The 24,460-nt window shown below is 66.2% G+C and carries 25 protein-coding genes; 12 read left to right on the top strand and 13 right to left on the bottom strand.

Translation table 11 applies throughout. The features are described 5' to 3' along the window. The first annotated feature begins 12 nt into the window (after positions 1-12). Positions 13-1,752 (top strand): DUF885 domain-containing protein, encoded by a 1,740-nt coding sequence (locus tag RMCB_RS31825; protein ID WP_062831938.1) that lies wholly within the window; start codon positions 13-15, stop codon positions 1,750-1,752. On the opposite strand, the gene RMCB_RS31820 is transcribed toward RMCB_RS31825, so the two are convergent. Together RMCB_RS31820 and RMCB_RS31815 are read right to left on the bottom strand one after the other, a co-directional pair. Further along, positions 1,749-2,888 (bottom strand): glycoside hydrolase 5 family protein, encoded by a 1,140-nt coding sequence (locus RMCB_RS31820; RefSeq protein WP_062831937.1) that lies wholly within the window; start codon positions 2,886-2,888, stop codon positions 1,749-1,751. The two genes, RMCB_RS31825 and RMCB_RS31820, sit on opposite strands and share 4 nt — an antisense overlap. Positions 2,889-3,116: 228 nt before the next feature. Continuing rightward, positions 3,117-3,731 carry a M15 family metallopeptidase gene (locus RMCB_RS31815; RefSeq protein WP_062831936.1) on the bottom strand — a complete coding sequence of 205 codons (615 nt, stop codon included), beginning with the start codon at positions 3,729-3,731 and terminating at the stop codon, positions 3,117-3,119. Between the two features lie 132 nt (positions 3,732-3,863). On the opposite strand from RMCB_RS31815, the gene RMCB_RS31810 reads away from it, so the two are divergent. The 4 genes from RMCB_RS31810 to RMCB_RS31795 are packed head-to-tail and all read left to right on the top strand — an operon-like array spanning position 3,864 to position 8,236. After that, entirely contained in the window at positions 3,864-6,236 is a 2,373-nt protein-coding gene (locus tag RMCB_RS31810) for a xanthine dehydrogenase family protein molybdopterin-binding subunit (RefSeq protein ID WP_062831935.1), read from the top strand. A 2-nt stretch (positions 6,237-6,238) separates the two neighbouring features. After that, positions 6,239-6,877: an SRPBCC family protein gene (locus RMCB_RS31805; RefSeq protein WP_062831934.1), complete on the top strand. Its 639-nt coding sequence runs from the start codon at positions 6,239-6,241 to the stop codon at positions 6,875-6,877. Beyond that, a complete protein-coding gene (locus tag RMCB_RS31800) occupies positions 6,874-7,749 on the top strand; it encodes an FAD binding domain-containing protein (protein ID WP_062831933.1) in 876 nt (291 codons plus the stop codon). Before RMCB_RS31805 ends, RMCB_RS31800 begins: the two co-directional genes overlap by 4 nt. Continuing rightward, a complete protein-coding gene (locus RMCB_RS31795) occupies positions 7,742-8,236 on the top strand; it encodes a (2Fe-2S)-binding protein (protein WP_062831932.1) in 495 nt (164 codons plus the stop codon). The genes RMCB_RS31800 and RMCB_RS31795 overlap by 8 nt, the downstream gene beginning before the upstream one ends. On the opposite strand, the gene RMCB_RS31790 is transcribed toward RMCB_RS31795, so the two are convergent. Further along, positions 8,214-8,648, bottom strand: coding sequence for a YdeI/OmpD-associated family protein (locus RMCB_RS31790; protein WP_062831931.1), 435 nt, complete (start codon positions 8,646-8,648; stop codon positions 8,214-8,216). The genes RMCB_RS31795 and RMCB_RS31790 overlap by 23 nt on opposite strands. Positions 8,649-8,689: 41 nt before the next feature. On the opposite strand from RMCB_RS31790, the gene RMCB_RS31785 reads away from it, so the two are divergent. Then, a complete protein-coding gene (locus RMCB_RS31785; protein ID WP_062831930.1) occupies positions 8,690-9,580 on the top strand; it encodes an NAD(P)-dependent oxidoreductase in 891 nt (296 codons plus the stop codon). 118 nt (positions 9,581-9,698) lie between these two features. After that, entirely contained in the window at positions 9,699-10,631 is a 933-nt protein-coding gene (locus RMCB_RS31780; RefSeq protein WP_062832011.1) for a type IV toxin-antitoxin system AbiEi family antitoxin domain-containing protein, read from the top strand. A 69-nt stretch (positions 10,632-10,700) separates the two neighbouring features. On the opposite strand, the gene RMCB_RS31775 is transcribed toward RMCB_RS31780, so the two are convergent. Together RMCB_RS31775 and RMCB_RS31770 are read right to left on the bottom strand one after the other, a co-directional pair. Continuing rightward, positions 10,701-11,537 (bottom strand): SDR family oxidoreductase, encoded by an 837-nt coding sequence (locus RMCB_RS31775; protein WP_062831929.1) that lies wholly within the window; start codon positions 11,535-11,537, stop codon positions 10,701-10,703. A gap of 40 nt (positions 11,538-11,577) precedes the next feature. Next, positions 11,578-12,489, bottom strand: coding sequence for an enoyl-CoA hydratase (locus RMCB_RS31770; RefSeq protein WP_062831928.1), 912 nt, complete (start codon positions 12,487-12,489; stop codon positions 11,578-11,580). Positions 12,490-12,755: 266 nt separating this feature from the next. Between RMCB_RS31770 and RMCB_RS31765 the strand changes: the two genes are divergently transcribed. The 5 genes from RMCB_RS31765 (at position 12,756) to RMCB_RS31745 (ending at position 15,653) form a co-directional block, all read left to right on the top strand. Beyond that, entirely contained in the window at positions 12,756-13,112 is a 357-nt protein-coding gene (locus RMCB_RS31765; protein WP_029374141.1) for a hypothetical protein, read from the top strand. A gap of 57 nt (positions 13,113-13,169) precedes the next feature. Next, complete coding sequence (locus RMCB_RS31760; RefSeq protein ID WP_062831927.1) at positions 13,170-13,481, top strand: hypothetical protein; 312 nt, start codon at positions 13,170-13,172, stop codon at positions 13,479-13,481. A gap of 100 nt (positions 13,482-13,581) precedes the next feature. Then, positions 13,582-13,971 carry a hypothetical protein gene (locus RMCB_RS31755; protein ID WP_062831926.1) on the top strand — a complete coding sequence of 130 codons (390 nt, stop codon included), beginning with the start codon at positions 13,582-13,584 and terminating at the stop codon, positions 13,969-13,971. A gap of 47 nt (positions 13,972-14,018) precedes the next feature. Continuing rightward, the gene (locus RMCB_RS31750; RefSeq protein ID WP_087079698.1) at positions 14,019-14,183 is read left to right on the top strand and encodes a hypothetical protein; all 165 of its coding nucleotides are present in this window, start codon (positions 14,019-14,021) and stop codon (positions 14,181-14,183) included. After that, on the top strand, positions 14,184-15,653 hold the full coding sequence (locus RMCB_RS31745) for an alpha,alpha-trehalose-phosphate synthase (UDP-forming) (protein ID WP_029374138.1): 1,470 nt from the start codon (positions 14,184-14,186) through the stop codon (positions 15,651-15,653). A 4-nt stretch (positions 15,654-15,657) separates the two neighbouring features. On the opposite strand, the gene RMCB_RS31740 is transcribed toward RMCB_RS31745, so the two are convergent. The 8 genes from RMCB_RS31740 to RMCB_RS31705 are packed head-to-tail and all read right to left on the bottom strand — an operon-like array spanning position 15,658 to position 24,458. Further along, positions 15,658-16,140, bottom strand: a complete 483-nt coding sequence (locus tag RMCB_RS31740) for a hypothetical protein (protein WP_036426323.1) — start codon at positions 16,138-16,140, stop codon at positions 15,658-15,660. Further along, complete coding sequence (locus tag RMCB_RS31735) at positions 16,140-16,841, bottom strand: Rv1363c family protein (protein ID WP_062831925.1); 702 nt, start codon at positions 16,839-16,841, stop codon at positions 16,140-16,142. The genes RMCB_RS31740 and RMCB_RS31735 overlap by 1 nt, the downstream gene beginning before the upstream one ends. Next, positions 16,841-18,550, bottom strand: a complete 1,710-nt coding sequence (locus tag RMCB_RS31730; protein WP_029374135.1) for an MCE family protein — start codon at positions 18,548-18,550, stop codon at positions 16,841-16,843. Before RMCB_RS31730 ends, RMCB_RS31735 begins: the two co-directional genes overlap by 1 nt. Next, positions 18,551-19,744, bottom strand: a complete 1,194-nt coding sequence (locus tag RMCB_RS31725; protein WP_081661772.1) for an MCE family protein — start codon at positions 19,742-19,744, stop codon at positions 18,551-18,553. Beyond that, positions 19,744-21,168: an MCE family protein gene (locus RMCB_RS31720; protein ID WP_062831924.1), complete on the bottom strand. Its 1,425-nt coding sequence runs from the start codon at positions 21,166-21,168 to the stop codon at positions 19,744-19,746. The genes RMCB_RS31725 and RMCB_RS31720 overlap by 1 nt, the downstream gene beginning before the upstream one ends. Continuing rightward, positions 21,165-22,223 carry a virulence factor Mce family protein gene (locus RMCB_RS31715; protein ID WP_029374132.1) on the bottom strand — a complete coding sequence of 353 codons (1,059 nt, stop codon included), beginning with the start codon at positions 22,221-22,223 and terminating at the stop codon, positions 21,165-21,167. Before RMCB_RS31715 ends, RMCB_RS31720 begins: the two co-directional genes overlap by 4 nt. Beyond that, positions 22,216-23,256 carry an MCE family protein gene (locus tag RMCB_RS31710; RefSeq protein ID WP_062831923.1) on the bottom strand — a complete coding sequence of 347 codons (1,041 nt, stop codon included), beginning with the start codon at positions 23,254-23,256 and terminating at the stop codon, positions 22,216-22,218. Before RMCB_RS31710 ends, RMCB_RS31715 begins: the two co-directional genes overlap by 8 nt. Further along, entirely contained in the window at positions 23,256-24,458 is a 1,203-nt protein-coding gene (locus RMCB_RS31705) for an MCE family protein (RefSeq protein ID WP_062831922.1), read from the bottom strand. Before RMCB_RS31705 ends, RMCB_RS31710 begins: the two co-directional genes overlap by 1 nt. Positions 24,459-24,460: the final 2 nt, after the last annotated feature.

Below are 24,460 nucleotides of genomic sequence, written 5' to 3'. Positions count from 1 at the left end.
TAGCCTCCGACCATGAAGCGTCTGGGGTCAACGCTCACCGTTCTGGTACTCGCAATCGGATTCCTGCAGGCATGCGATAAGCGCGCCGAGCCCGCAGCCGGTTCCGGTGACACCGCTTTTCAGCAGCTCACCGCTGAGATTCTCGAATACACCTATCGGCAGAATCCTTCCCACGCCACGTCCCTGGGTATCCACAAGTACGACGACGTGATCGCCGACTATTCCGCGGCGGCCCTGGCGGCCGACACCGAGGCCGTGAAGGCGTTCCGGGCACGCCTCGACGGGATCGACGCCGACACTCTCACCCTCGACAATCAGCTCGACCTCGAACAGACCGAGCACGCGCTGGATGGAACTCTGTTGCAGAACGAGGTTATTCGACGCTGGGCGAAGGATCCTGACCTCTACAGCAGCGGGATCACCAACGACGCCTTCGTCATGATCTCGCGCAATTTCGCGCCGCCGGAGCAGCGCCTGCGGTCCTTGACCAACCGGCTCAAGCTGATGCCGAACGCCTTGTCCGCGGCGCGCGACAACCTCGACGATCCGCCACGGATCTACACCCAGATCGCGATCGACCAACTCGACGGCAATCGCGATTTCTTCGCCAAAGATGTGCCCGCGGCATTCACGGAGGTGAAAGACAAGACACTGCTTGATGATTTCGCGAAGGCAAATGCCGGGGTGATCGCCGCGCTCGACGACTATAAGGCCTGGCTGCAGAACGACCTGCTACCGCGGTCCAACGGATCGTTCGCGTACGGCGCGGACACCTATCGCAAGGTACTGGCGGCCGACGAGATGATCACCACGCCGCTACCCGACCTTTTGAACATCGCGGAGGCAGATCTCAAGCGCAACCAGCAGGCATTCGACGACGCGGCCCATGCGATCGATCCCGCCAAGGCGCCGTTGGATGTGCTGGCCGACGTGCAGAAGGACTACCCGCCACCGGCGCAACTGCTCGCTGTGACGCAAAGCAATCTCGACAGCGTCGAGCAGTTCGTCCGTGACAAGCAGATCGTCGACGTCCCGCCTGCGCCTGCGGCGCGGGTGGTGGAGACGCCACCCTTCCTGCGGGCCACCACGTCCGCGTCGATGGACATTCCCGGTCCGTTCGAAAAGGTCGCCACCGAAGCGTATTTCAACATGACCCTGCCGGACCCGGCGTGGCCGAAGCCCGAACAGGACGAGTTCATGGCGCAGTGGTACCGCCCGGCGATCAGCAATGTGTCGGTGCACGAGGTGTGGCCCGGTCACTATCTGCAGTTCCTCTACGCCAAGGACTATCCCTCCGACATCCGCAAGGTGTTCGGCGCGGCCAGCAATTTCGAGGGCTGGGCGCACTACTGCGAGCAGATGATGCTCGACGAGGGTCTGCACGGCGGTGACCCGAGGGATCGGCTGGCCCAACTGCAGGATGCGCTGCTGCGCGATGTCCGCTTCATCGTCGGCATCAAGATGCACACCGAGGGGATGACAGTCGAACAGGCGCAGCAGATGTTCGTCGAACAAGCGCACGAGCCGGCGCCGGTCGCCGAGTCGGAAGCCAAACGCGGTACGTCAGATGCGACGTACGGCTACTACACCATGGGCAAGCTGGCGATCCTGAAACTGCGCGACGACTACAAGGCGAAGATGGGCGACGCGTACTCACTCAAGGGCTTTCACGACGCTTTCGTGAAGATCGGCCCACTGCCCTTGCCACTCATCCGCAAGGCGATGCTCGGCGAGACCGGCGACCTGTTCTAGGTTGCGCCCGGCGTGCTCGTGAGCTTGCGCAGCGTCTGGTACTCGCTGTCGCGGTAGGGCCGGCCGTCGGGCTGCAGCAGGTCGCTGAACCACACCTTCGGCAGAGTCTTGTAGGGGTGGCTCCACGAATCCCACGGGAAGTACGTCTGGGTCTTCCCCGCGATCAGTCCCCAGGTGTATGCGCCGACGTTGTGCCGCTTGGCGACCGGCAGCACCCCTTCGATGGTGCTGCCGAGCGTGCGGGCCAGGTACTCCGTACACAGGATGGGTCGTCCCAGCGGCGCCAGTTCCCCGATCCGCGCCTCGAACTGATCGGGCGTGCCATAGGAGTGGAACGTGATGATGTCGGAGTTGTCGAGCTGGAAACCGCTCATCGCACTGCGGTCGGAGCCCCAACTGCCTTGCCAGACACCACTGGTCAGCGGCTGTGCCGGATTGACCGACCGCGCCCACTGGAACACCAGCGGGAGCAGCGCCCCGACCTGCTGCTGCTTGTCCTTGCGTTCGACGGAGCGGTACTGGCCGGACGGATTGTCCGGTTCGTTCCACAGGTCCCAGCCGAGCACCCGCTGGTCGTTGCGGAACTGGCCGATCACGCCGGTCACATAGTCGTAGAGGACCTGCCGATAGCGCGAGTCGGCGATGCGTTCAGCGCCGGGACTCTGCACCCATCCCGAGTTGTGCACGCCGGGTCGCGGCGCACGCTGCGCACCGAGCCGCGGATACGGATCCCAGCATGAGTCGAAGAAGACGAACAGCGGTTTGATGCCGTGGTTGGCCGAGATTCCGACGAATTGCGCCAGTCTGCTCAAGAATCCACCGCGGTCCTGCGCCCACAGCAGATCATGCAGAAAGACCCGTACAGTGTTGAACCCCAGCAGCCGCGCCGCACCCAGTTCGGCATCGATTCGCCGCGGGTCGTACGTGCCTGCCTGGAACATCTCGATCTGGTTGATCGCCGTCGACGTGATGTAGTTCGCACCGACCAGCCAGCCCTGCGACTGGTACCACGCATTGGCACGGTCGGCCGGCCACCGTCCTGTGTCGGCGCCGGCGCTAGGCATCGCGGACATGGCGGGTAGAGCCGCGGCGGCTGCCAGCGCCAGCGGGAGCTTCAGGGCCGTTCGACGGTGCACCAAGTGACCGTAGTGTGTGCAAGGGATGGGCTTCGTCTCTCGTATCACTTTGAAATCGTTGAGGTTTCAAATCGTTATCCATCAGAGTCGTGTGCACACGCAAACACATACCCGGGACGGCCTCGGCGCGAAACGTTCGATGCGTCAAGTCAAATTAGCGCCTGCGTCAGAGCTGACTCACGCGAAAAATGCGGCGCCGCGGGTGATCCCGCGGTTCAGTCGAGAGGTTCAGTCGAGAGGCACGTCGAGGAACGGCCGTGGATCGGCGGCGCCGGGGCCGTCGAAGTGCCACCACTCCCCCGAGTACACCGAGAGCCCTCCGGACTGCATGGCCTGCCGCAGCCTGGCGCGGTTGGCCTGCTCGGCGGGACTGACACCATCGGTCGCATACGCCTTGGCTCGCGGCGTGAAGTCGTCGAACCCGGTTCCCATGTCGACGCCCGCGATGGTCACGTCCACCGACCGGCCCGCCTCGTGGCTGCGCGCCGAGGTCCCGGGCCGGGCCACCCAGTTCGGGTCGGGGACCGCCTCGAACATGCGGACCTGCACTTCGTGTGGGCGGTAACAGTCCCAGAACACCAGCCGGTCAGGCCTCAGTGCCGCGGCCGCGGCGGCCAGTCCGGCTGCCATCGACTCGTGCACCAGACAATGGGCGTCGGCCGGGTAGAGCTGCTGGCCGACGAAGTTGTCCGCGGTGGCGTACCGCAGATCGACGATCGCGTCGGGCACCACGGTGTGGATGTCGACGAGACCGGCGGCGGCCGCAGGCACGGCCGACGCGACAGGTGCCGGGACCAGCGCGGCGGCCGCGGACAGCAGCAGCCCGAACGCGATGCGACGCATAGTCAGCAAGCCTAAAGGCACCTCGCCGGCCCGAGCGGAAATATGACTCTCCTTTACAGGAGGCATTATTTCCGATGTACGATAATCAGACTCTACTTACGCGCTGAAGTAGCCGACGAATCGGGAGCGTCTATGGCGTCAGCCACATCCGGGGCCGTCAGCACCCGCTACGCGGGCCGGCGGATCGAACGCGTCGAGGACACCCGATTGCTCACCGGTCGCGGCACCTTCGTCGACGACATCGCTCGCCCCGGGATGCTGCACGCCTGCTTTGTCCGCAGTCCTTTTGCACGGGCCACCATCACAGGCATCGACACCGCTGCGGCGCTCGCCCTGCCCGGAGTCAGCGCGGTGTTCACCGCGGCCGATCTCAACCCCGACGTCAAAGAGGCCTGGCACGCCGTCGCGGGCAAGGACCTGCCGGACACGCCACGACCACCGCTGGCCGAGGGTGAGGTCAAATTCGTCGGCGACCCGGTCGCACTCGTGATCGCCGAGAGCCGCTACATCGCCGAGGACGCGGCCGATCTGGTCGACGTCGGCTACGAACCACTCCCCGCCGTCGCCGATTTTCGCGACGCCCTGACCTCCGATGTGGCGGTGCACGCGGCGTATCCCGACAACAACGCGGGCGGCCTGGCCGGGGCGCCGCCCGACGAGGATACCTTCACCTCGGCCGCTCATGTGGTCAAAGAGCATGTCTACCAACAGATGTACGTTCCCGTACCGATCGAGACCCGCGGCATGGTCGTCGAATGGGTGGCATCGACCGGTGAAATGACCATCTGGGCATCCACCCAGACGCCGCACGAGCTACGGGCCTTCGGAGCACGGTTGCTGGGCATCCCGGCCCAGCACGTCCGCGTCATCATGCGCGACACGGGCGGCGGCTTCGGGCAGAAGGTGGTGCCGATGCGCGAAGACATGTGCATCATGCTCGCCGCGCGCAAGGTTGCCACCGCGACGTCGAACGCGCGGTCGGGCACAGCGGTGAAGTGGATCGAGGACCGGCGCGAGAACCTGATGTCGGCCGGGCAATCCCGCCATGTCGACGGCGACGTGCGGATGGCCTTCGCCGACGACGGCACCATCCTGGCCGCCGACATCGACTTCATCCAGGACGTCGGGGCCTACCCCACCCCCTACCCGGTACTGACCACCGCGGCCATCGGCATGTTCTTCCCTGGCCCGTACCGCGTGCCCAAGGCCAGCTTCAACTACAAGACGGTGTTCTCCAACACCCCGGGCCTGCATGCCTACCGCGGGCCGTGGCAGTACGAAACCCTCACGCGGGAAATCCTTCTCGACATCGCCGCACGCAAGATGGGCATGGATCCGGTCGAGCTGCGGCGCAAGAATCTGCTGCGCCGCGAAGAGATGCCCTACTTCAACCCCAACGGCATGCCCTATGACCACGTCGCCCCCATCGAGACCTTCGAACAGGCGGTGAAGATCATCGATCACGAGGGCTTCCGCAAAGAACAGGCCGAGGCGCTCGCGCAGGGCCGCTACCTCGGGCTCGGCTTCTCCGCCTATATCGAGCCGACCGGTGCGGCGACCGGTCACCTGGCCACCGAGGGCTGCACGATCCGGATGGAGCCGACCGGAAAGATCAACGTCTACGTCAACGGCGGGTCGACCGGAAACAGTTTGGAAACCACCGTCGTTCAACTCACCGCCGACGCCCTTGGCGCAGATATCGCCGACGTCGCCACCATCCAGGGCGATACGGCTGTGACGCCGTACGGCGCGGGCACGCAAGGCAGCCGCAGCGCGCCGATGACCGCAGGCGCGGTCAACGAGGCAGGCACCATCCTGCGCAAGCAACTCGTCGCCATGGCCGCCGCCAGGCTCGGCGTCGACGAATCCGACCTCGAACTCGCCGGGTCGCGGGCGACGGTCCGCGACAACGCCGAAAAGGCGGTCACCTTCGCCGATCTCGCGTACCGCGCGTACTACGAGCCGCAGCAGCTGCCGCCGGGCATGTCGGCGACGCTCGAAGCCACCGCGCGCTTCACCGCTCCACCGACGGCACCGATCCACTGGGCCAACGCCACCCACGCCTGTACGTGCGAGGTGGATCTGGACACCGGCCGGGTCGACATCACGCGCTATATCGTCAGCGAGGACGTCGGTCCGATGATCAACCCGAACGTTGTCGAGGGCCAGATCGCCGGTGGCACCGTGCAGGGCATCGGCGGCGCCCTGCTGGAACAGCTTTCCTACGATGACGCCGGAAACCCGCTGTCCTCAACCTTTGTCGACTACCTACTGCCCACCGCCACCGAGGTGCCGCTCATCGAGTACGGCCACGTCGAGATCCCCGGGCCCGGCGTGGGTGGCTACAAGGGCGCGGGCGAGGGCGGTGCCATCGGATCCACGCCCGCCGTGATCAACGCGATCAACGACGCCCTGGCCCCGCTCGGGGTCACGATCACCAGCCTGCCCGCCAGCCCTGCCGCCATCGTCGCGGCACTCGAACGATCCGAAGGGAAGGACCACTAGCCGTGGAACTCAACAACGAATTCCGGGTCGCGGTGCCCGCGACGCAGACGTGGGAGGTACTCACCGACGTCGAACGCGTCGCCCCCTGCCTGCCCGGCACAACCCTGCTCAGCGTCGATGGTGACAACTTCACCGGAGCCGTCAAGGTCAAGGTCGGGCCCATCACCGTGTCCTATCAAGGCAATGCGACGTTTCAGGAGAAGGACGCGCAAGCGCAGCGCGTGGTGCTCAAGGCCATCGGCAAGGAGACCCGCGGCAACGGAAGAGCCGCTGCCGTCGTCACCGCCCAGCTGAAAGACGACGGCACCGCAGGCACCCTCGTCTCGGTCACCACCGAGCTGACCATCTCGGGTAAGGCCGCGCAGTTCGGCCGCGGCGTGCTGAGCGATGTGGCCGGGGCCCTCATCGACCAGTTCGCAGGCAGCCTCGAGGCAGAACTGCTCGCCGGCGCCGAACCTGCGACCGAAAACGTCTCCGCCACAACCACATCCGTGGGAAACCAAGGCGGCTCGATCAACGCGCTCGCGCTGGCCAAGGTGATGGCCGTACCGATGGCCAAGCGGTTCGCCCCGACCATCGGCGCCGTGGCCGTCGCGGGGGCACTCGGATTCCTCCTGGGCCGGCTCCGGTCGGTCTCGTGAAAGCTGCTCCGTTCGCCTACCACCGGCCGGCCGGCATCGACGACGCGGTGGCGCTCCTGGATGAGTACGGCGACAACGCGAAAATCCTCGCCGGCGGGCAGAGCCTGGTGCCGATGCTGGCCATGCGGCTCACGCATTTCGACAATCTCATCGACATATCCCGCATAACCGGCCTCAGCGACATCGCCCGGCGCGGCGACGAGGTCGTGATCGGTGCCGCCACGCCGCATGCGCTCGTCGGCCTCGACGACGAAGTGGCCGAATCGGTTCCGCTGCTCACGCTGGCCACCCCGCACATCGGGCACTTTCAGATCCGTACGCGGGGCACCCTCGGCGGCGCGATCGCCCACGCCGATCCGGCGGCCGAATACGCCGCTGTGGCGCTGGCGCTCGACGCGACGATCGAGGCGACCTCACCGCGCGGCGTCCGCGCGATCCCGGCAAGCGAGTTCTTCACCGGATTGTGGGAGACCGCACTGGCCGCCGACGAGATCCTCACCGCTGTCCGGTTTCCGGTGTGGTCTGCGCGCAGCGGCTTCGCGGTCGAGGAGTTCGCCCGCCGCCACGGCGATTTCGCCATTGCCGGAGCGGTTGTCGGCATCGAGCTCGACGACGACAACCGGGTGCGCAGGTGCGGCATCGGCCTGCTCGGCCTGGGTTCGACGCCGAAGCGGGCCACCTCGGCCGAAGCCGCCGTGACCGGAACGGCGATCGGCAACGTGTCCGCCGAGCACATCGGCGAACTCGCGATGTCGACACTGACCGACATTCCCTCGGACCTGCAAGGCTCGGCGTCTTACCGGGCCCGCGTCGGTGCCGCCATGGTGGCCCGGGCCTGGAAACGCGCAAGTGCGGAGGCGCTCAATGCATGAACTGCCCGTTGCCGTTTCGGTCAACGACCGAGATTACCGCAGTGTGGTCGAGCCTCGCGTCACGCTCGCGGATTTTCTGCGGGAGACCTGCGGGCTCACGGGCACCCACCTGGGCTGTGAACACGGCGCGTGTGGTGCCTGCACCGTGCTGCTGGACGGTCAGGCGGTCCGGTCATGTCTCGTTTTCGCGGTGCAGGTCGACGGGCAGGAGGTGACGACCGTCGAGGGCATCGAGGGGCCGGGCGGCGAGCTCTCGCCGGTACAATCCGCGTTGAAGGAATGCCACGGACTGCAATGCGGCTTCTGCACACCGGGTTTCGTCACCTCCATCACCGCGTTGCTACGGGACAACCCGGCGCCCACCGACGCCGAGATCCGCGAGGGACTGTCCGGCAACTTCTGCCGGTGCACCGGCTATCAGGGCATCATCAACGCCGTCCGCCGCGCCGGCGCGACCGCAGAACTCAACTCTCCAGTTCAGCAATGACTTTCGCGATGCGACGGGCCCGGGTCTCGGCCGCCTTGGCGCCCGTCACCGCGGTGACGTGGCCCTTCTGGGTGCTGTAGGACAGGGTCTCCCATCGCTTCGCCGCCGTGGGCGACTCATCGAGCGCGGCCCGCAGGTCCTCGGGTACCTCCACGACGCGCGGCTCGGTGTCGACGGTCAGCTCGACATCGATCGCGTCGCCTCCATTGATGCCGGACTTCGTGCGGCGTTCAGCGCTGAACGGGATGAGGTACTTGCCGCCCATCGGCGCGACGGTCGAGCGGTACCGATAGCCGTTGACATCGACCACCACAGCCGGACGCTTGCCCGCACCGAGCGCCTCCACCACCTCGGCAGGAACCTCGATACCGGTGTTGTTGCCCATCTGGAGCATTTCCGTCGAGAATTTCATGAGCCCTCCCGACTCCAAACTAACCCGGTAAGAGTGGAGTCATGAGGATCGGATTCATCGGACTGGGCAACATGGGCGCGGCGATGGCCGCCAATCTGCTCACGGCAGGTCACGCCGTGACGGCATACAACAGGTCCGCGGACAAGGTGACCGCCTTGGCCGCCCAGGGCGCACATCCTGCGACATCGGTCGCCGAGGCCTGCGACGCGGAGGCCGTCGTCACCATGCTGGCCAACGACGCCGCAGTAGACGCGGTCACCTTCGGGGACAACGGCATTCTCGCCGCACTGCCCGCAGGCGCCACTCACATCTCCTGCTCGACCATCAGCGTCGAGCTGGCCGATCAGCTGGCCGCACGCCATGCGGAAGCAGGCCAGCGGTTCGTCAGCGCACCGGTATTCGGCAGACCCGAGGCCGCTGCCGCGGCCAAGCTGTTCGTGGTCGCGGCCGGTGCGCCCTCAGTCGTCGAGGCGATGGGCCCGATTTTCGACGCGATCGGGCAGCGCACCTTCGTGCTCGGCGAAGAACCCAGGGCCGCCAACCTGGTGAAGATCAGCGGCAACTTCCTGATCGCCTCGGTCATCGAATCCGTCGGCGAGGCCATGGCGCTGGTCGCCAAGGCCGGCGTCGACAAGCAGCAGTACCTGGAGCTCTTGACCTCCACGCTGTTCGACGCCCCGGTGTACCGGACCTACGGCGGGCTGCTGGCGCGCGGCGAGTTCACCCCGCCCGGTTTCGCCGCAAGCCTGGGACTCAAAGACGTCAAATTGGCGCTCAGCGCGGGCGAGGCGTTGCAGGTGCCACTGCCGGTGGCCAGCCTGTTGCGCGACCGCTTCCTGACCCTGCTGGCCACGGGCGGCGCCGACCTGGATTGGGCGGCAGTGGGTGCACTCAGTGCCTGGGAGTCCGGCGCCGATCATCCGGCTGATTGACACCACAGCGCCGAGGATCGCAGCCACATGGTGACCGAAATCCTCGGCACAGGTGGTTTATCCACAGACTGCGGATTGGGTCTGGTCGGCGTCGTGGCGGTCGGCGACCATCGATGCCATGGACATCGGCCAGACGCTCCGGCAGCAGGAAGGTGTCATATCGCGTCGGCAAGCTCTCGATTTCGGATTGCAGCAGCACGATATCCGCCGGTTGCTCCGACGGAATGAGTGGGCGCGGGTCCACGACGGCGTGTATGTGGACCACACCGGGCCACTGACCTGGCTGCAACGGGCCTGGGCTGCAGTGCTTTACGCGTCGCCGGCGGCGTTGTGCCTGCAATCGGCGTTGGCGGACGAAGGTCCGCTGATCCACGTGGCCGTCGCTCGACAGCGGGCCATGCTGGCCGAGCCGGCCGGCGTCCGCATTCACCATCTCGCGCATTTCGAGGAGCGGGTGCTCTGGAACGTCGGACCGCCCAGGATGCGTTACGACGACGCAGTACTCGACGTTGCGTGCTGCGCCAGGTCTGATTTCGAGGCCATCGCGGTGCTGGCCGACGCCTGCCAGTCGCGGCGCACCACAGCGCAACGCCTGCTGCGGATTCTCGACAACCGACAGAGGGTGCGTCGTCGCCGCTGGCTGCGGGCGGTACTCCTCGACATTGCCGAGGGCACCTGCTCGGTCCTCGAACATGGATACCTGGCTCGCGTCGAACGGGCACACGGGCTGCCCACGGCCAGCCGCCAGATGCGTTCGAGTTCGTCGGTGGGCGTGTGCTACCGCGACAACGAATACGGTCGGCTCGTGGTCGAACTCGACGGCCGCATGTTCCACGACTCGGCGGCTGCAAGAAACCGGGATTTCGAACGTGATCTCGACGCCGCGGTCGACGGCCGGTCGACCGTCCGGCTCTCCTACCACCAGGTTTTCGAACGGCCGTGCCGCACAGCAGCGAAGATCGCGCAGGTGATGCGCCGGCACGGTATTCCCGTCGGCGGGCGTACCTGCAGGCCGGGATGCGAGTTCACGTGCCTAGACCTGGCGGCCTGACCCGGTCACACCACAGCGCCGAGGATCGCAGCCACATGGTGACCGAGATCCTCGGCACAGGCTGCAGATCTATTCGGCGGCCACCACGCCGCGCAGCCCGTCGGCGCCGAAGAGTGGCTCCAGCATCGCGGAGATGTCGGGGCCACGGCGCAGCCCGTGACCGCCGTCGACGTTGATGGCCTGCCCGGTGATCCAGCCCGACGCATCGCTGAGCAGGAACACCGCCAGGTTGGCGATGTCCTCGACCTCGCCGAAGCGCGGCAACGGCGTGCACTTCTGGTAATCGTCGCGCGCGGCAGGAAGTTCGAACACCGGTCCGACCATGTCGGTGCGGGTCAGCCCGGGCCGGATGCTGTTGACGCGCACCCATGATGGCCCGAGCTCGTCGGCAGCCAGCTTGAGCAGGTGGTCGAGCGCGGCCTTGCTCACGCCGTACGCGCCGAACCACCGGTGGGTGTTGCTCGAGGCGATCGACGAGATCCCGACGAACGATCCGCCACCGCCGCGCACCAGCTCGCGACCGGCATGCTTGAGCAGGTACATCGTGCCGTTGACGTTCAAATCGATGGTGCGCCGCCACAGCTCGGAGTCGATCTGGGTGATGGGCCCGATGGTCTCCGACCCACCCGCGCTGTGCACGACGCCGTGCAACCGGCCGTGCCAGGCAGTGGCCGCATCGACGGCGCGGCTGACCTCGTCCTCGCTGGTCACGTCGGCGGGCTCGTACCGCACCGAACCGGGGCCTTGCGCGGCGATCTCATCCGCCGCGGCGCTGAGCTTGTCAGCATTGCGGCCCACGAGCACGGCGTTACCGCCGGAGGCGACGATCGCGGCGGCGGCACCCTTGCCGATGCCGCTACCGCCGCCAGTTACCAGATATGTCCGATCCGCCAACGACAGCTGCACTGCTGCGACCCCTTAAAAAGTGGAACACGTTCTTGTTGCGTCAAGGTGTATCACGCCGGGCCGGCTTCGGGGCCCCCAATGTGCGCCAATCCGGAACATCGGGCGGCATGCCCACCGGGAACCGGTTCTCGTTGGCCGCCGCCCAGTGCGCATGGCCGAGTTCATGGATGTGGAAGGCGTGCCGCAACGCCTCGGCGAATCCCATAGCGTCGCTGGCCGCATTGACCGAATCCTTGATCAACAGTGCCGCCATGGTGGGCCGCTCGGCGATGCGGCGCGCGAATTCCAGTGTCTTGTCCTCGAGTTCATCGCGCGGGAAGATCTTCGACACCATGCCGAGTCGGTAGGCATCCTCAGCGTCGATCGAATCACCGGTCAGCAGAAGCTCTTTGGCTTTGCGAGGCCCGAATTCCCAAGGATGGGCATAGTATTCGACACCGGGCATGCCCATCCGGACGCCCACGACGTCGCTGAACTTGGCGTCGTCGGCCGCCACGATCAGATCGCATGCCCAGATCAGCATCAGGCCGGCCGAGATCGCGTTGCCCTGCACCTGGGCAATGGTGATCTTGCGCAGATCGCGCCAGCGCCGGGTGTTCTCGAAGTAAAAGTGCCACTCCTGCAGATAGGTCCGCTCGGCGACACCCGCCGCGGTGGCGCCGTGGGAACTGAAGGTCGGATGCTGGCCCGGACCCGGTTGGCGTTCGGCGAGCGCCTCCTCCGAGCCCAGATCGTGGCCGGCCGAGAAGTTCTTGCCGCGGGCGGCCAAGATCACCACCCGGACGGCGTCGTCGGCCTCAGCCCGGGTGAATGCCTCGTCCAATTGCACGAGCAGCGTCCGGGTCTGGGCGTTCTGCGCCGCAGGCCGGTTGAGCCAGATCCGCGCGATACGGCCGTCGTCCAGAGTTTCGTAGTTCACCTGGCGCGTGGAGCCGTCGTCGGAACTGACCATCGAGAACCACCTTGTCGAGCGGGCCGGCACGTAACAAACTGCACACTACGTGTATCACGCACAGCTTCCGCTGCCGGTCCTACAGCACCTTGGCAGTGGACTCACAGGCTGACCCCCGGCACGCGTCGACACCCCCGATCCTGCAGCGCATTTCGCGGTTTACGCGTAATCTGTGCAGCACCAGACGACATCGTGGCCAGCGATGGCATAACCATCGCAACCGTGCAGTCAGCAAACTGGTCAGCACTCTAGAGAAAGCATGACTCATGGCCATTTCCCAGCTTTCAGCACGCCGGTTCATCGTGGCGGGCGGACTTGCGCTGGCAATCGTCGGCGCGCCAGCGCTGACCGCATTCACCCTGCCGGCCACCGCGCTCGCGGACTGCCCCAGCGGCGAGTCCGAGGACCTCTTCACCGGGATGTGCACATCGGACATCGCACCGAACACCCCGTCGATCAACTCGGCGCCCGACCAGCTGCCGCAGATCGACGGGATCCCTTGCACCGGTGGCAATTCCGGCCAGTGCATCGGCCTGTCCGAGGAGCAGCAGGCGCAGGGGCCGCAACCGGTTCCACAGTCGACCGTGGGCAGCAGCCCGACCGTCACCGGTTCCATCGGCTGACACAGCGGATCCGCAGACCTCACCCAGGAAACGCCCAGCAGCCATAAGCTGCTGGGCGTGATCCCACGCCTGACTCTGGTCGCCGGTTGTGCGGTGGCCATCGCCGGTTCGACGCTGCTCGCTCCCGCTGCGCACGCATCGTGCACAGCGGGCGAGGAAGAGGACGTCTATACGACCGTGTGCACGCCGTTCATGGCGCCGAACACCACGTCACCGTTCACCGCCATCCCGGGCAATCCGGACATCCCGGAGATCGACGGCGTGCCGTGCACCGGCCGCGACTCGGGTCAGTGCATCGGACTGGCCGAGGACGCCGAGGCCGAGGGGCCGGCGGTGGTGCCCCGCTCGACCATCAGCGCGAGTCCCTAGCCCGGAACGCTGCCAGACAACACGCAGAACCGATGCAGATTGCTCTCAGCTTTCATAGAATCCACCGACAAGCAGTCGAATAACTACAGAAAGCGTGACGATGGCGACCTTCCCGTTCCCGATGCGACGTTTGATCCTGGCCGGCGGGTTCGCCGTCGCTGCGGTCGCTGCTCCGGCAATTGCCGTTGCCGCCCTCCCCATGTCGCCCGCGCCCGCTGTGGCCTGTGTCGCCGGTGAAGAGGAAGACCTCTACACGGGCATGTGTGTTCCGCACACCGTCCCCAATTCCGGCTCGCCGATCGCGGAGACCCCGGACAATCCGACGCTGCCGTCGGTCGACGTACCCGGTGGCGGCGGCTCCATCCCGTGCACCGGCGCCAACTCCGGTGAGTGCATCGGCCTGTCCGAGGAACAGCAGTCGGAGGGCCCGCAGCCGATCCCCGAATCGACCGTCGGCAGCAGCCCGACCGTCACCGGTTCCATCGGCTGACGGCCGCTGTGGCGACCGGGCACCGCCCGGTCGCCTAGAGTTGCTGTATGTCTGCAAAAACTGACCCCACCGATATCGACGACGTGGAACCGTTGGCCGATAGCACTGCCAGCCAGGCCAGACGGGTGGTCGCCACGTACGCGACGGATGCCGACGAATGTCGGATGTTCCTTTCCATGCTCGGCATTGGACCGTCGAAAATCGAGGCGTAAATGGCTCCGGACGGCGGTCTGACAGCTGCCTCCGGGGAGTCCGATTTCGTCGTGGTGGCCAACCGGCTGCCCATCGACCTTGAGCGGCTGCCCGACGGCACCACCCGGTGGAAGCGCAGCCCAGGTGGGCTGGTCACGGCCCTGGAGCCGCTGCTGCGGAAACGCCGCGGCGCGTGGATCGGTTGGGCCGGCATACCGGACAGCGACGAAGAACCGATCGTCCAGGACGATCTGCGGCTACACCCGGTGCGGCTGTCGGCCGCCGACGTGGCGGCCTACTACGAGGGGTTCTCGAACGCCACGCTGTGGCCGCTCTACCACGATCTCATCGTCAAACCCGAGTACCACCGGGAATGGTGGGACAGCTACGTCGACGTCAACCGCCGCTTCGCCGAGGCCACCGCCCGGGCCGCCGCGCACGGCGCCACCGTGTGGATCCAGGACTACCAGCTGCAGCTGGTGCCGAAGATGCTGCGGATGCTTCGGCCCGATCTGACCATCGGTTTCTTCCTGCACATCCCGTTCCCGCCCGTCGAGCTGTTCATGCAGATGCCGTGGCGGACCGAGATCGTCGAAGGGCTGCTCGGCGCCGACCTGGTCGGTTTCCACCTGCCCGGCGGAGCCCAGAACTTCCTGGTGCTGGCACGTCGTCTCGTCGGCGCGAACACCTCGCGCGCCTCAGTCGGGGTCCGCTCAAGATTCGGCGAGGTGCAGTACGGCTTCCGCACCATCAAGGTGGGTGCGTTTCCCATCTCCATCGACTCTGCCGAGCTCGACGCCAAGGCCCGCGACCGCTCGGTCAGGCAGCGGGCCCGGCAGATCCGCGCCGAGCTCGGCAACCCCCGCAAGATCCTGCTCGGGGTGGACCGGCTCGACTACACCAAAGGCATCGACGTCCGGTTGCGGGCGTTCTCGGAACTGCTCGACGAGCATCGCGTCAAGAACGACGACACCGTACTGGTTCAGCTGGCCACCCCCAGCCGCGAACGCGTCGACAGCTACATCGCCATGCGCGAGGACATCGAACGCCAGGTCGGTCACATCAACGGCGAGTACGGCGAGGTCGGCCATCCGATCGTGCACTACCTGCACCGGCCGGTGCCACGCGACGAGCTCATCGCGTTTTACGTGGCCGCCGACGTCATGTTGGTGACCCCGCTGCGCGACGGCATGAACCTGGTGGCCAAGGAGTACGTGGCCTGCCGCAGCGACCTGGGCGGCGCCTTGGTGCTGAGCGAATTCACCGGCGCGGCAGCCGAATTGCGACAGGCCTACCTGACCAACCCGCACGACCTCGAGGGCGTCAAGGACTCCATCGAGGCTGCGCTGCAGCAGTCGCCAGAGGAAGGCCGACGACGGATGCGCGCATTGCGCCGCCAAGTGCTGGCCCACGATGTGGACCGGTGGGCACGCTCGTTCCTCGACGCGCTGGCGGGCACCAGTTCGGCTGCCGAACAAGCCGAGCAGTAGCGCGCTAGATCGGCTTCATCCCGTCGATCAGCCACTTGCCGTCCACCTTGCGGTAGTCGACCTTCAGCCGTGAGCCGTCATAGAGGGACTGCTTGCTCTTGTCGGTGAGCACGCGGTTCATGAAGACCAATACCGAACCCGAATTACGTTGCGCGTCAAGCATTCCCGCGCCAACGACATTGACCTGGCTGATCAGCTGCCGGTCGTGCGCCTGTGGGATGACGTTCTTGGTGGTGTCGTCCTCGTACTGGCTGCGGAACGTGGGCGTCATCAACTGGTAGGCCTTCGTCCGGGTATCCAGGATGGTCTGGTAGTCGAAGCCGAGGATCTGCGGCACCTGGGTGGCGGCCAAGCCCGGCAGCTCCGCCCGGGTCTGCTGCTCGCCGTGCTGCTCGACGCGGTTCCAGTACAGCACGCCGCCCGCCCCGGACAGCGCCACAAAGGCGACCGCAAGCAGCCCGACGACGACGCCGACGATGCGGTTCATCAGTTACCCCCGTCGGGGTACTTGAGGTCGTATCCCGTCATGTGGCCGTTGTCGTCCTCGTGCACGACGACCCGCATGCGGTACGGCTTCGACGGCGCGTTGACGCCGTCGGGGTCGGTGACGGTCACCCGGACGGACACCAGCACCGAGGCGTTGTTGGCGATGTTGTCGATCTTCTCCAGAGCCGCTCCGCTGACCACGGTCTCGGAACTGGCCTTGGTGTCGCGGAACAGCGCCTTGAGATTGTCGGCATTGTTGCCCTGGCTCATCATGTCGCGCAGCGGCCCGCTGGTGCCGTCGATGAAGCGGTTCACGCTCTCGTCGATGGTGTCCTGGGTGTAGCTGAACATGTTCACCACGGTCTGTGTGGCCGTGTCGACGAACCGTCCCTCACGGGCCTGCTCAGCCTCGGCGGCACGTTGCTCACCGAGCATGACGTACGTCAGCCCGCCCACCGCGCCGGTCGCACCTGCCAGCACGGCACCGGCGACGCTCACGACGAGCCTGCTGTTCGCGCGCCGCCGGGGCGGCGGCTTCATCTTCGTCATCTTCGTCGCCGGTTTCGCACGCACCGCGGCGATGGCCGGTTCGACGCGCACCTCGGTGGTCGTCGTGGCCGCCTCACCCGCCGGGCCGGCTGCCCGCGACGCCTTGCGTCGCACCGGCCTCGTGTCCTGCGTCAAGGCCGTTTTTTCGGTCATCAAGCCTGCCTTGGATCCATCATCAGGTCTACCCAGGTCTCCGCGGGTTTCAGATTCTCGGCGCCGGGCGCATACACACCGGTGCCACCGTTGGCGTCCGCGAAGACCCCACTGTGCTGATCGTAGGTGCCCAAGCTGGAAGCACTGGCCTGCGGTGTCGCTTCCGCAGGTAGCGGCGCCTGCGGTGCAGGCGGAGCCTCAGGCGCCGGTGCCTCCGGCGCAGGCGGCGCATCCGGTGCCGGTGGGGTCCGACCGTACGGCGGCACCACCTGGTCCGGCGGCGCGAAGTACGGCCATGGCGGCGGCTGCGGGCCCGGCTTGTTCGGCGGCACGGGCAGCGGGAACGGCGCGTGGGGCGCCGGCCCGGGGCCCGGCTCGACACCCGGGGGCAGTTGCACCACCGGCGGGCCCGGATCCGGGTCCACCTGCGGTGGGATGTTCGGGAACTTGTTGGGCGGCAGGATGTTCCGGCCGTCCTCGATCGGCGTGCCGTAGGGCACGGGCGGCCCGCGCCACGGGTTGCTGCCCAGCGGGATGTAGCCCTTGGGGTCCCGACACAACTGCACCGTGGGCGCCCGCTTGCCGGGGAACTCCTGGCACGGGTAGTTGCGGGCACCGCGCACGACCGCCGGATCGTTCTGGGCGGTCTTGCAGTACATGTCGGTCGGCAGATCCCGCAGTGTCAGGTCGGCGGGAGACCGGATCTGGGTCGGCGGCAGGAAGCCCGTGTTGCACGGCGGCGGATCACCCAGGTCGATCTTGAAGTCCAGCTTGCCACCTTCGTCGGCGGGCACGCCGCCTGCGACGGTGTTCAGTGCGGCCAGCAGGGCCGGGAAGATCACCAACGCCTGCTCGATCGACTTGTTGTAGATCACCCCGATGCGCCCGAAGTTGGCCAGGTTGGCGGCCAGTACCGGGAACGTCGGGCGGATACCACTGAACGCGGTGTTGGCCTCAGCGGTCGCTCCCGGCACGGTCTTGAGCACCGAGCGCAGCTGCGGATCGGCGTTGTTGACCTCACCGGTGAACCGCGCCAGCCCGTCGGCGAGCGAGCGGATGCTGTCACCGCTGCGCATCTGCGCTTCCAGGAACGGGCCGGCCTGGTCGATCAGCTGATTGGTCTGCGCCGAGTTGGCGTTGGCTTCATCGATGAGCAGCCTCGACGACTGGATGAGCCGGGCCAGTTCCGGCCCCGAACCGTTGAAGGCCTTGAACGTTTCCCGCAGCAGATCCTGCAGTCGGCTGTTGCTGACGCTGCTGACCAGACTGTCGGCCGTGGCCAACAGCCCGGCGATGTCCTGACCGACCCGGGTGTTCTTCTGGTCGATGCTGGCGTTGTTGCGCAGCTTGTTGGCCGACGGGTCGGCTGGCGGTACCAGGTCGATGTACTGCTCGCCGACCGCCGAGACACTCTTGACCGTGGCGATGACGTTGTCCGGGATCGCCGTGTCGCTGTTGAGGCGCAGATTCGCGACCACACCGTCGGGAGCCAGTCCGACCGACTCCACCCGACCGACCGTGACGCCGCGGTAGGTGACGTTGGCGTTCTGGTAGATCCCGCCTCCGGTGACGAAATTGGCGTTCACGTGATACGTGCCGATACCCACAGCGGCGGGCAGGTGTAGGTAGAACAGCGATATCGCCCCGACGGTCAGCACGGTGACGACGCCGAAAATCATCAGCTGCATTCGGGTGAGCCGGTCGATCATCTACGGCTTCCCTTCATGCTGCGTCGCGGTTCCCGGTGGGATCTTGAACGGATCGGCGGCCTGCCCTGACAGATTCGCCATCTCGCCCGTCAACCAGTCCGGCGGGTTGATCACCTCGTCGAGGTGCTTCATGTTCGGATCGAAACCGCCTGTGGTGAAGACCGATTCGCCGAACCGACGCAACGTCAGGTCGAACGTCACGAACACGTTGAGGTAGTCGCCGCGGACCGCGTTGCGCAGGTACTTGTAGTGGAACGGGAAGGTCGGCAGGAACTCCAGATCCTTGATGAAGTCATCAGCGTTGTCGTTGAACGACTTGATCACCGGGTAGAGATCCTTGAAATCCTTGGCGAAGTCGTCCTTGGTCTGCGACAGGATGCGGGCACCCACCTCGGCGAAGCTGCGCAGCGCGGTGAACGCCTCAACGATGTTGGACCGGTTGTCGTTGAGCACCTTGAGCGCACCAGGCAGCGTGTCCAGCGTGCGGCCCAGATTGTCCTTGCTGCGGGCCAGGATCGACGCGAAGCGGTTCAACCCGTCGGCTGCCGCGATGATGTCGTCGGTCTGCCGGTCGAGCGACTGGGTCAGCTCGGCCAGCCGCGGGATCAGGTCGGTGAACTGGCCCGCTCGGCCGGCCACGGCCGCATAGGCCTCGTCGGTGATGTCTTGCAGCGCACCGAGATTGCCCTTGTTGACCACCATGCCCAGTGAGGAGAGCACCTCCTCGGTGGTCGGGTAGCGACCGGTCTGCGCCAACGGGATGTTGGCGCCCTGGCGCAGTTGCCCCTCGCCGGGCTCGTTGACCGGCGCGGAGAGTTCCACGTGTTGCGATCCGAGCAGCGATGTCTGGGCAACCTTGGCGGTGGCGTTGGCCGGCAGCTTGACGTTGCCGTCCAGCGACAACTGCACCGCCGCGTAGAACGAACCGTCCGGACGTTGCATCGCGTCCACACCCGACACACTGCCCACTGTCACGTCGTCGACCATCACCGGCGAGTTCTGCGGCAGCGTAGCCACATCGGGCAACTCGACGGTGACGGTGAACGAGCCGGGACCGTGACCGGCAGTGCCCGGCATGTTGAGCGAGTTGAGCCCACCGAACTGGCAACCCGCCAGCAACACCGTGCCGCACCCGATCGCCACCGTCCGGCTGCTCAGCCGTGATGCCTTGCGTCCCAATGCTCTACCCCGCATCATCCGCCTGCCCCCGACTCGGCGGGCTGCGGCGCCACGGGAGCTTGCTCGGCCGGTGCCTGCTCAGCCGGAGCCGGCCCCGGTGGCGCGACAGCCTCGGGACCGCCTGCGTGCGACGTGGTCGGGGCCGCAGGCGGCGCCGGTGGCACCATCAACGAACTCAGCGAGGCATCCGGGGGGATCTGCGGCGGCGTGACGCCCGGCGCGTTCTGCCATTGCAGATAGGGCACCGGCGTCTCCGACTTGGCCTCGGTTTGGGGAGTGTCGTAGATGATCTGCCCCTTGTAGGCGGTGATGCTGTTGATCGGATGGAACAACACCGGCGGGTAGTTCATCGTGATGCGCTTGAGCACCGGGCCCATCCGCTGCCGGCAGATCTCGGCGCGCTTGTAGTTGTCCGGGTTCGCACCGACGTCGAACGTGCCACCGCAGATGAACTGCACCGGGTTGGCGAAGTTCGGCAGCGACAACAGACCACCGACCGTGCCCTGGGCCGGGTTGTAGATGTTGTAGAAGTTGGCCAGGCCGTTGGGCGTCACGTGCAGGATCTGCTCGATGTCGTCGCTGTGATCGGTGAGGATCTGCGTGAACTCGGCCAGCTTGCTGACCTGCCCGATCAGCGCGTCGTTGCTGTCGTGCAGCAGTCCGCGGACGTCGCCGAGCGCCTGGTTGAGCGTGGCCAGCGTGGTGTCCAGGCCGCTGGAACTCTGCGCCAGCACCTGCGATACCGACGACACGTGGTTGGTGAACTGCACGATCTGCTCGTTGCTGTTGGACAGCGCATCGATGAGAATCTGCAGATTCTTGATGGTGCCGAACAGGTCGGTGCGCGAATCGCCCAGTCGCCCAGCGGTTTGCGACAGCTCACGCAAGGCATTGCGGAACGAGTCGCCGTTGCCGTCGAAAGTGTCGGCGGCCTGGTTGACGAACTGGGCCAGCGGCCCCTGGATCGAACCCTGTTGTGGGCCCAGCTGTGTGCTGAGCTGGGTCAGTTGCTCCTTGACCTCGTCCCACTCGACCGGAACCGCGGTGCGGTCCAGGCCGATCGAAGCTCCGTTGGCCATCGCGTCGCCCTTGGTGTAAGCGGGCGTCAACTGGATGAACCTGGCGGACACCAGGTTCGGGGCGATGATCAGCGCCTTGGCGTCGGCGGGCACCTTGATCCCGCGATCGAGCGTGATGTCGACCTTGACGTCGGTCGGCCTCGGCTCGATCGAGTCGATCCGGCCGACCGGAACCCCGACCACGCGCACTTCGTCGCCGGGGTAGAGCCCGACCGCGTTGCTGAAGTATGCGGTCAGCTTGTTGCCGACCCGCGACGGCCACACCTGGTAGACCCCCACCGCCAGCATGATCAGCAGCGCCGCGGCGAGCCCCATCCGCAGCCAGCGGCTGCGCTTGGACACCGAATTGTCTTGCGTCATGGCGACTTCGGCCTCACGATCGTCCGCTCCGAGATGTAACCGCGCAGCATGTCGGCGAGGCTGTCGGGGAGCTTGCCGGGCTGGAAGTAGACATCGAGCAGCACCTCGGACATCGACGCAGGCGGCAGACCGTACAGGTTGATGTTGAAGCCGGGCCCGTTGCCGACGACCTCGGCGAGCGTGGTCGCGTACGGCGGCAGCCGCTTGAGTGCCTCGCCGATGTGTTCCTTGCGCTCCAGCAGGTTGTCCATCACGGCGTTGAGCTTCTCCAGCGCCGGCTTGAACTCACGTCGGTTGTCCGCGACAAATCCCGAAAGTTGTTCGGACACATCGCGGATGCCACCGATGAGGTTGCTCAGCGCCTGGCGACGCTCATCGAGTGCAGCGAACAGCTGGTTACCGTCGGTGACGAGTTGGTTCACCTGGCCGGCACGCTGAGCCAGTAGATCCGAGACGCGCTTGGCGTGCATCAGCAGCTGTTCGAGGGCCTCGTCGCGCTTGTTGATGCTGCGCGACAGATTGGCCACGCCATCGAGCGCACCGCGCAGCTGCGGGGTGGCATCACGCAAGGTGTCGGTCAGCGTCTGCAGGGCCTCTTCGAAGCGCGGCTTGTCGAGCTCGCTCACATTGCGGCCGAGGTCCTGCAACGCCGTGTTGAGGGTGTAGGGCGTCGTGGTGCGCCCCAACGGGATGACCGTCGAGGTGCCCGAGCCCTTTGGCGTGACCGCAAGGGACTTCTGCCCCAGCACGGTGTCGGTCTTGATGGCGACCAACGACTGATCACCGACCTTGATGTCCCGGTTGACGGTGAAGCTGACCTTGGCGGTGTCACCGGCCAGCGCCACGCCGGTCACCTTGCCGACCCTGATACCGGACACGCTGACGTCGTTGCCGGGGCTGATGCCGCCCGCGTCGCTGAAGTACGCGTCGTACACCTTGCCCTGGGGCATGAAGGGCAGGCTGCTGTAGCCGAACGACACCAGCACAACGCAGGTCACCAGGACGATGCCGAAGATTCCGGTCCGCAGCGCATTGTCACCGTCGCGCCTAGCCATTGTCCGAGCACCTCCCCTTGGACGGGTCCGGCGGACCGCCGAACGGGATCAGGATGTCGCTGCCCGCGGGACCGTTGATCTTCATCCGGATCGAGCAGTAGTAGATGTTGAAGAACGCACCGTAGGCGCCGAGGGCATTGAGCCTCAGATAGTTTTCGGCGAGCGGCTCGACCACCTTGTTCACGTCGGCCTTGCGCTCGTCGAGGCGTTGCGCGAACGGGCGCGCGTTCTCGATGACCGCCTGCACGGGCCGCCGGGACTGCTGCAGCATCGACGTCAGGTCGTTCTCGGCCGACGCCAGCGGGCCGATGGCACCTGCGATCGGGTCCCGCCCCTGAGCCAGTCCGGTGATGAGTTTCTGCAGCTCGTCGACGCTGGCGTCGAACTTGGCGCCCTTCTCGTCGACGGTGCCCAACACGGTGTTCAGGTTGGTGATCACGTCACCGATGAGCTGATCGCGCGCGGCGAGGTTCTGCGTGAAGGCGCCCGTGCTGGTCAGCAGGTTCGAGATGGCACCGCCCTGGCCCTGCAGTAGCTCGATCACCGCGTTGGAGATCTCGTTGACCTTGGCTCCGTCCAGGCCTTTGAGCACCGGGCGCAACCCGCCGAGCAGCGCGTCGAGGTCCAGCGCGGGCTGGGTGTTCTGGATGGCGATGGTTCCGCCCGGCGGTAGTTTGCGCAGCTCACCGGGGCCTGCGGCGATTTCCATGTACCGGTCGCCGACCAGATTCTGGTACCGCACCAGCGCGCGGCTGGAGGTGTAGAGCTGGTAGCGCTTGTTGACGTCGAACGCGACGTCAACGGTGTTGTCCGGATTGAGCTTGACCTTGTTGACGGTGCCGACCGCCACGCCCGCGATCCGCACGTCCTGACCAGCCTTGAGCCGGGAGGCCTCGGCGAACGTGGCGTGATAGCTGTTGTTCGACGAGAACCGGAACTGGCCGAAAACGACCACCAGCATGGCCGCGACGAGCAGCATGGCGATGGCGAAGATGGCTACCTTGAGCATGGTGCGGTCGTGACGCGCAGTCATCAGAATCTGTCCCTTTCCGCGAATGCGCCATTGAACAGGAACTGCAGGGTCGACGGAGCGTCGAACTGCACCTCGGTGTTCGGCTGGAACGGCACGTAGGCGTTGTCGGTGACAAGGAACGGCGAGTGGTACCAGCTGCCGCCGAACTGCTTCGACGGGATGTCCGGCAAGCCGCGGCAGTTCGGACCGCCTGAGGCGTTCACGATCGGCAGGCTTTCCGGATACGTGTAGGCCGGCGAACCGGGCAGGAAGTTCGACGATACGAACAGGCCCGGCCGGATGCCGCCGATGATCGGGGCGAACCGTTCGGTCGCGACCCTGGTCCCCTTGAGGATGCAACCGAATTCCGGGGAGTAGTCGCCGGCCAACTTCAGCGGCGCCCGCAACCGCTGGATGGCGGCGATGTAGTTGTCCGCGGCCGGGGCCAGGGTGGCGGTGCCGTTGTTGGCCAGCCCGATCGCCGACAGCAGCGTCGCGTTCAGGTCGTCCTTCTCGTCGACGATGGTCTTGTTGAGCGCGGGCACGTTGTCGATGATCTTGGCCAGATCGGGGCCTGCGTCGCCGTAGATGTCGGCGACCACGGCGGTCTTGGCGAAATCGTCCTGCAGCGTCGGTAACTTCGGATTGAGTTGCTGCAGGTACTGGTTGAGCCCCGTCAGCGCGGCACCCAGATCATCGCCGTGGCCACGCAGGCCCTCCCCCAACGCGCTCACGGTCGCGTTCAGGTTGACCGGGTCGATCTTGTTCAGCACGTCGGACAGGGTTTGGAAGAGGGTGTTGACCTCCAGCTGCACGTCCTTGGCGGCAACGTTGGTCCCCGGCCGTAGCGATTTCTTGTCCGGGTTGTCCGGCGTCAGGAACTCGACCGACTTGGCCCCGAAGATGGTGTTGCCCGCGATCCGCACCCCGGCGTTCGACGGGATGTAGCGCATCTCGTCGCTCTTGATCGACAACGTCAGCTTGGCCTCGTGGCCGGCGTACTCGATGTTCTTGACCTGGCCGATCTGGATGCCGCGGTATTTGACCTTGGCGTCCTGCTCCATCACCAGACCGGCCCGCGGTGCGGTGACGGTGACGGTGTCGGTGCTGGTGAACGCGGCTGTGTAGGACAGGTAGGTGAAGGCCACCGCCACGGCCACGATCGCAACCAGGATCGCCGCGGCGATCCTGACATGGCTCTTCTTCGCGTTTCCGTCGGACATCT

Source organism: Mycolicibacterium brisbanense (assembly GCF_001570425.1).
Classification (GTDB): domain Bacteria; phylum Actinomycetota; class Actinomycetes; order Mycobacteriales; family Mycobacteriaceae; genus Mycobacterium; species Mycobacterium brisbanense.
The sequence above is the reverse complement of the archived record's forward strand: the minus strand, read 5'-3'. Positions and strand labels throughout refer to the sequence as shown.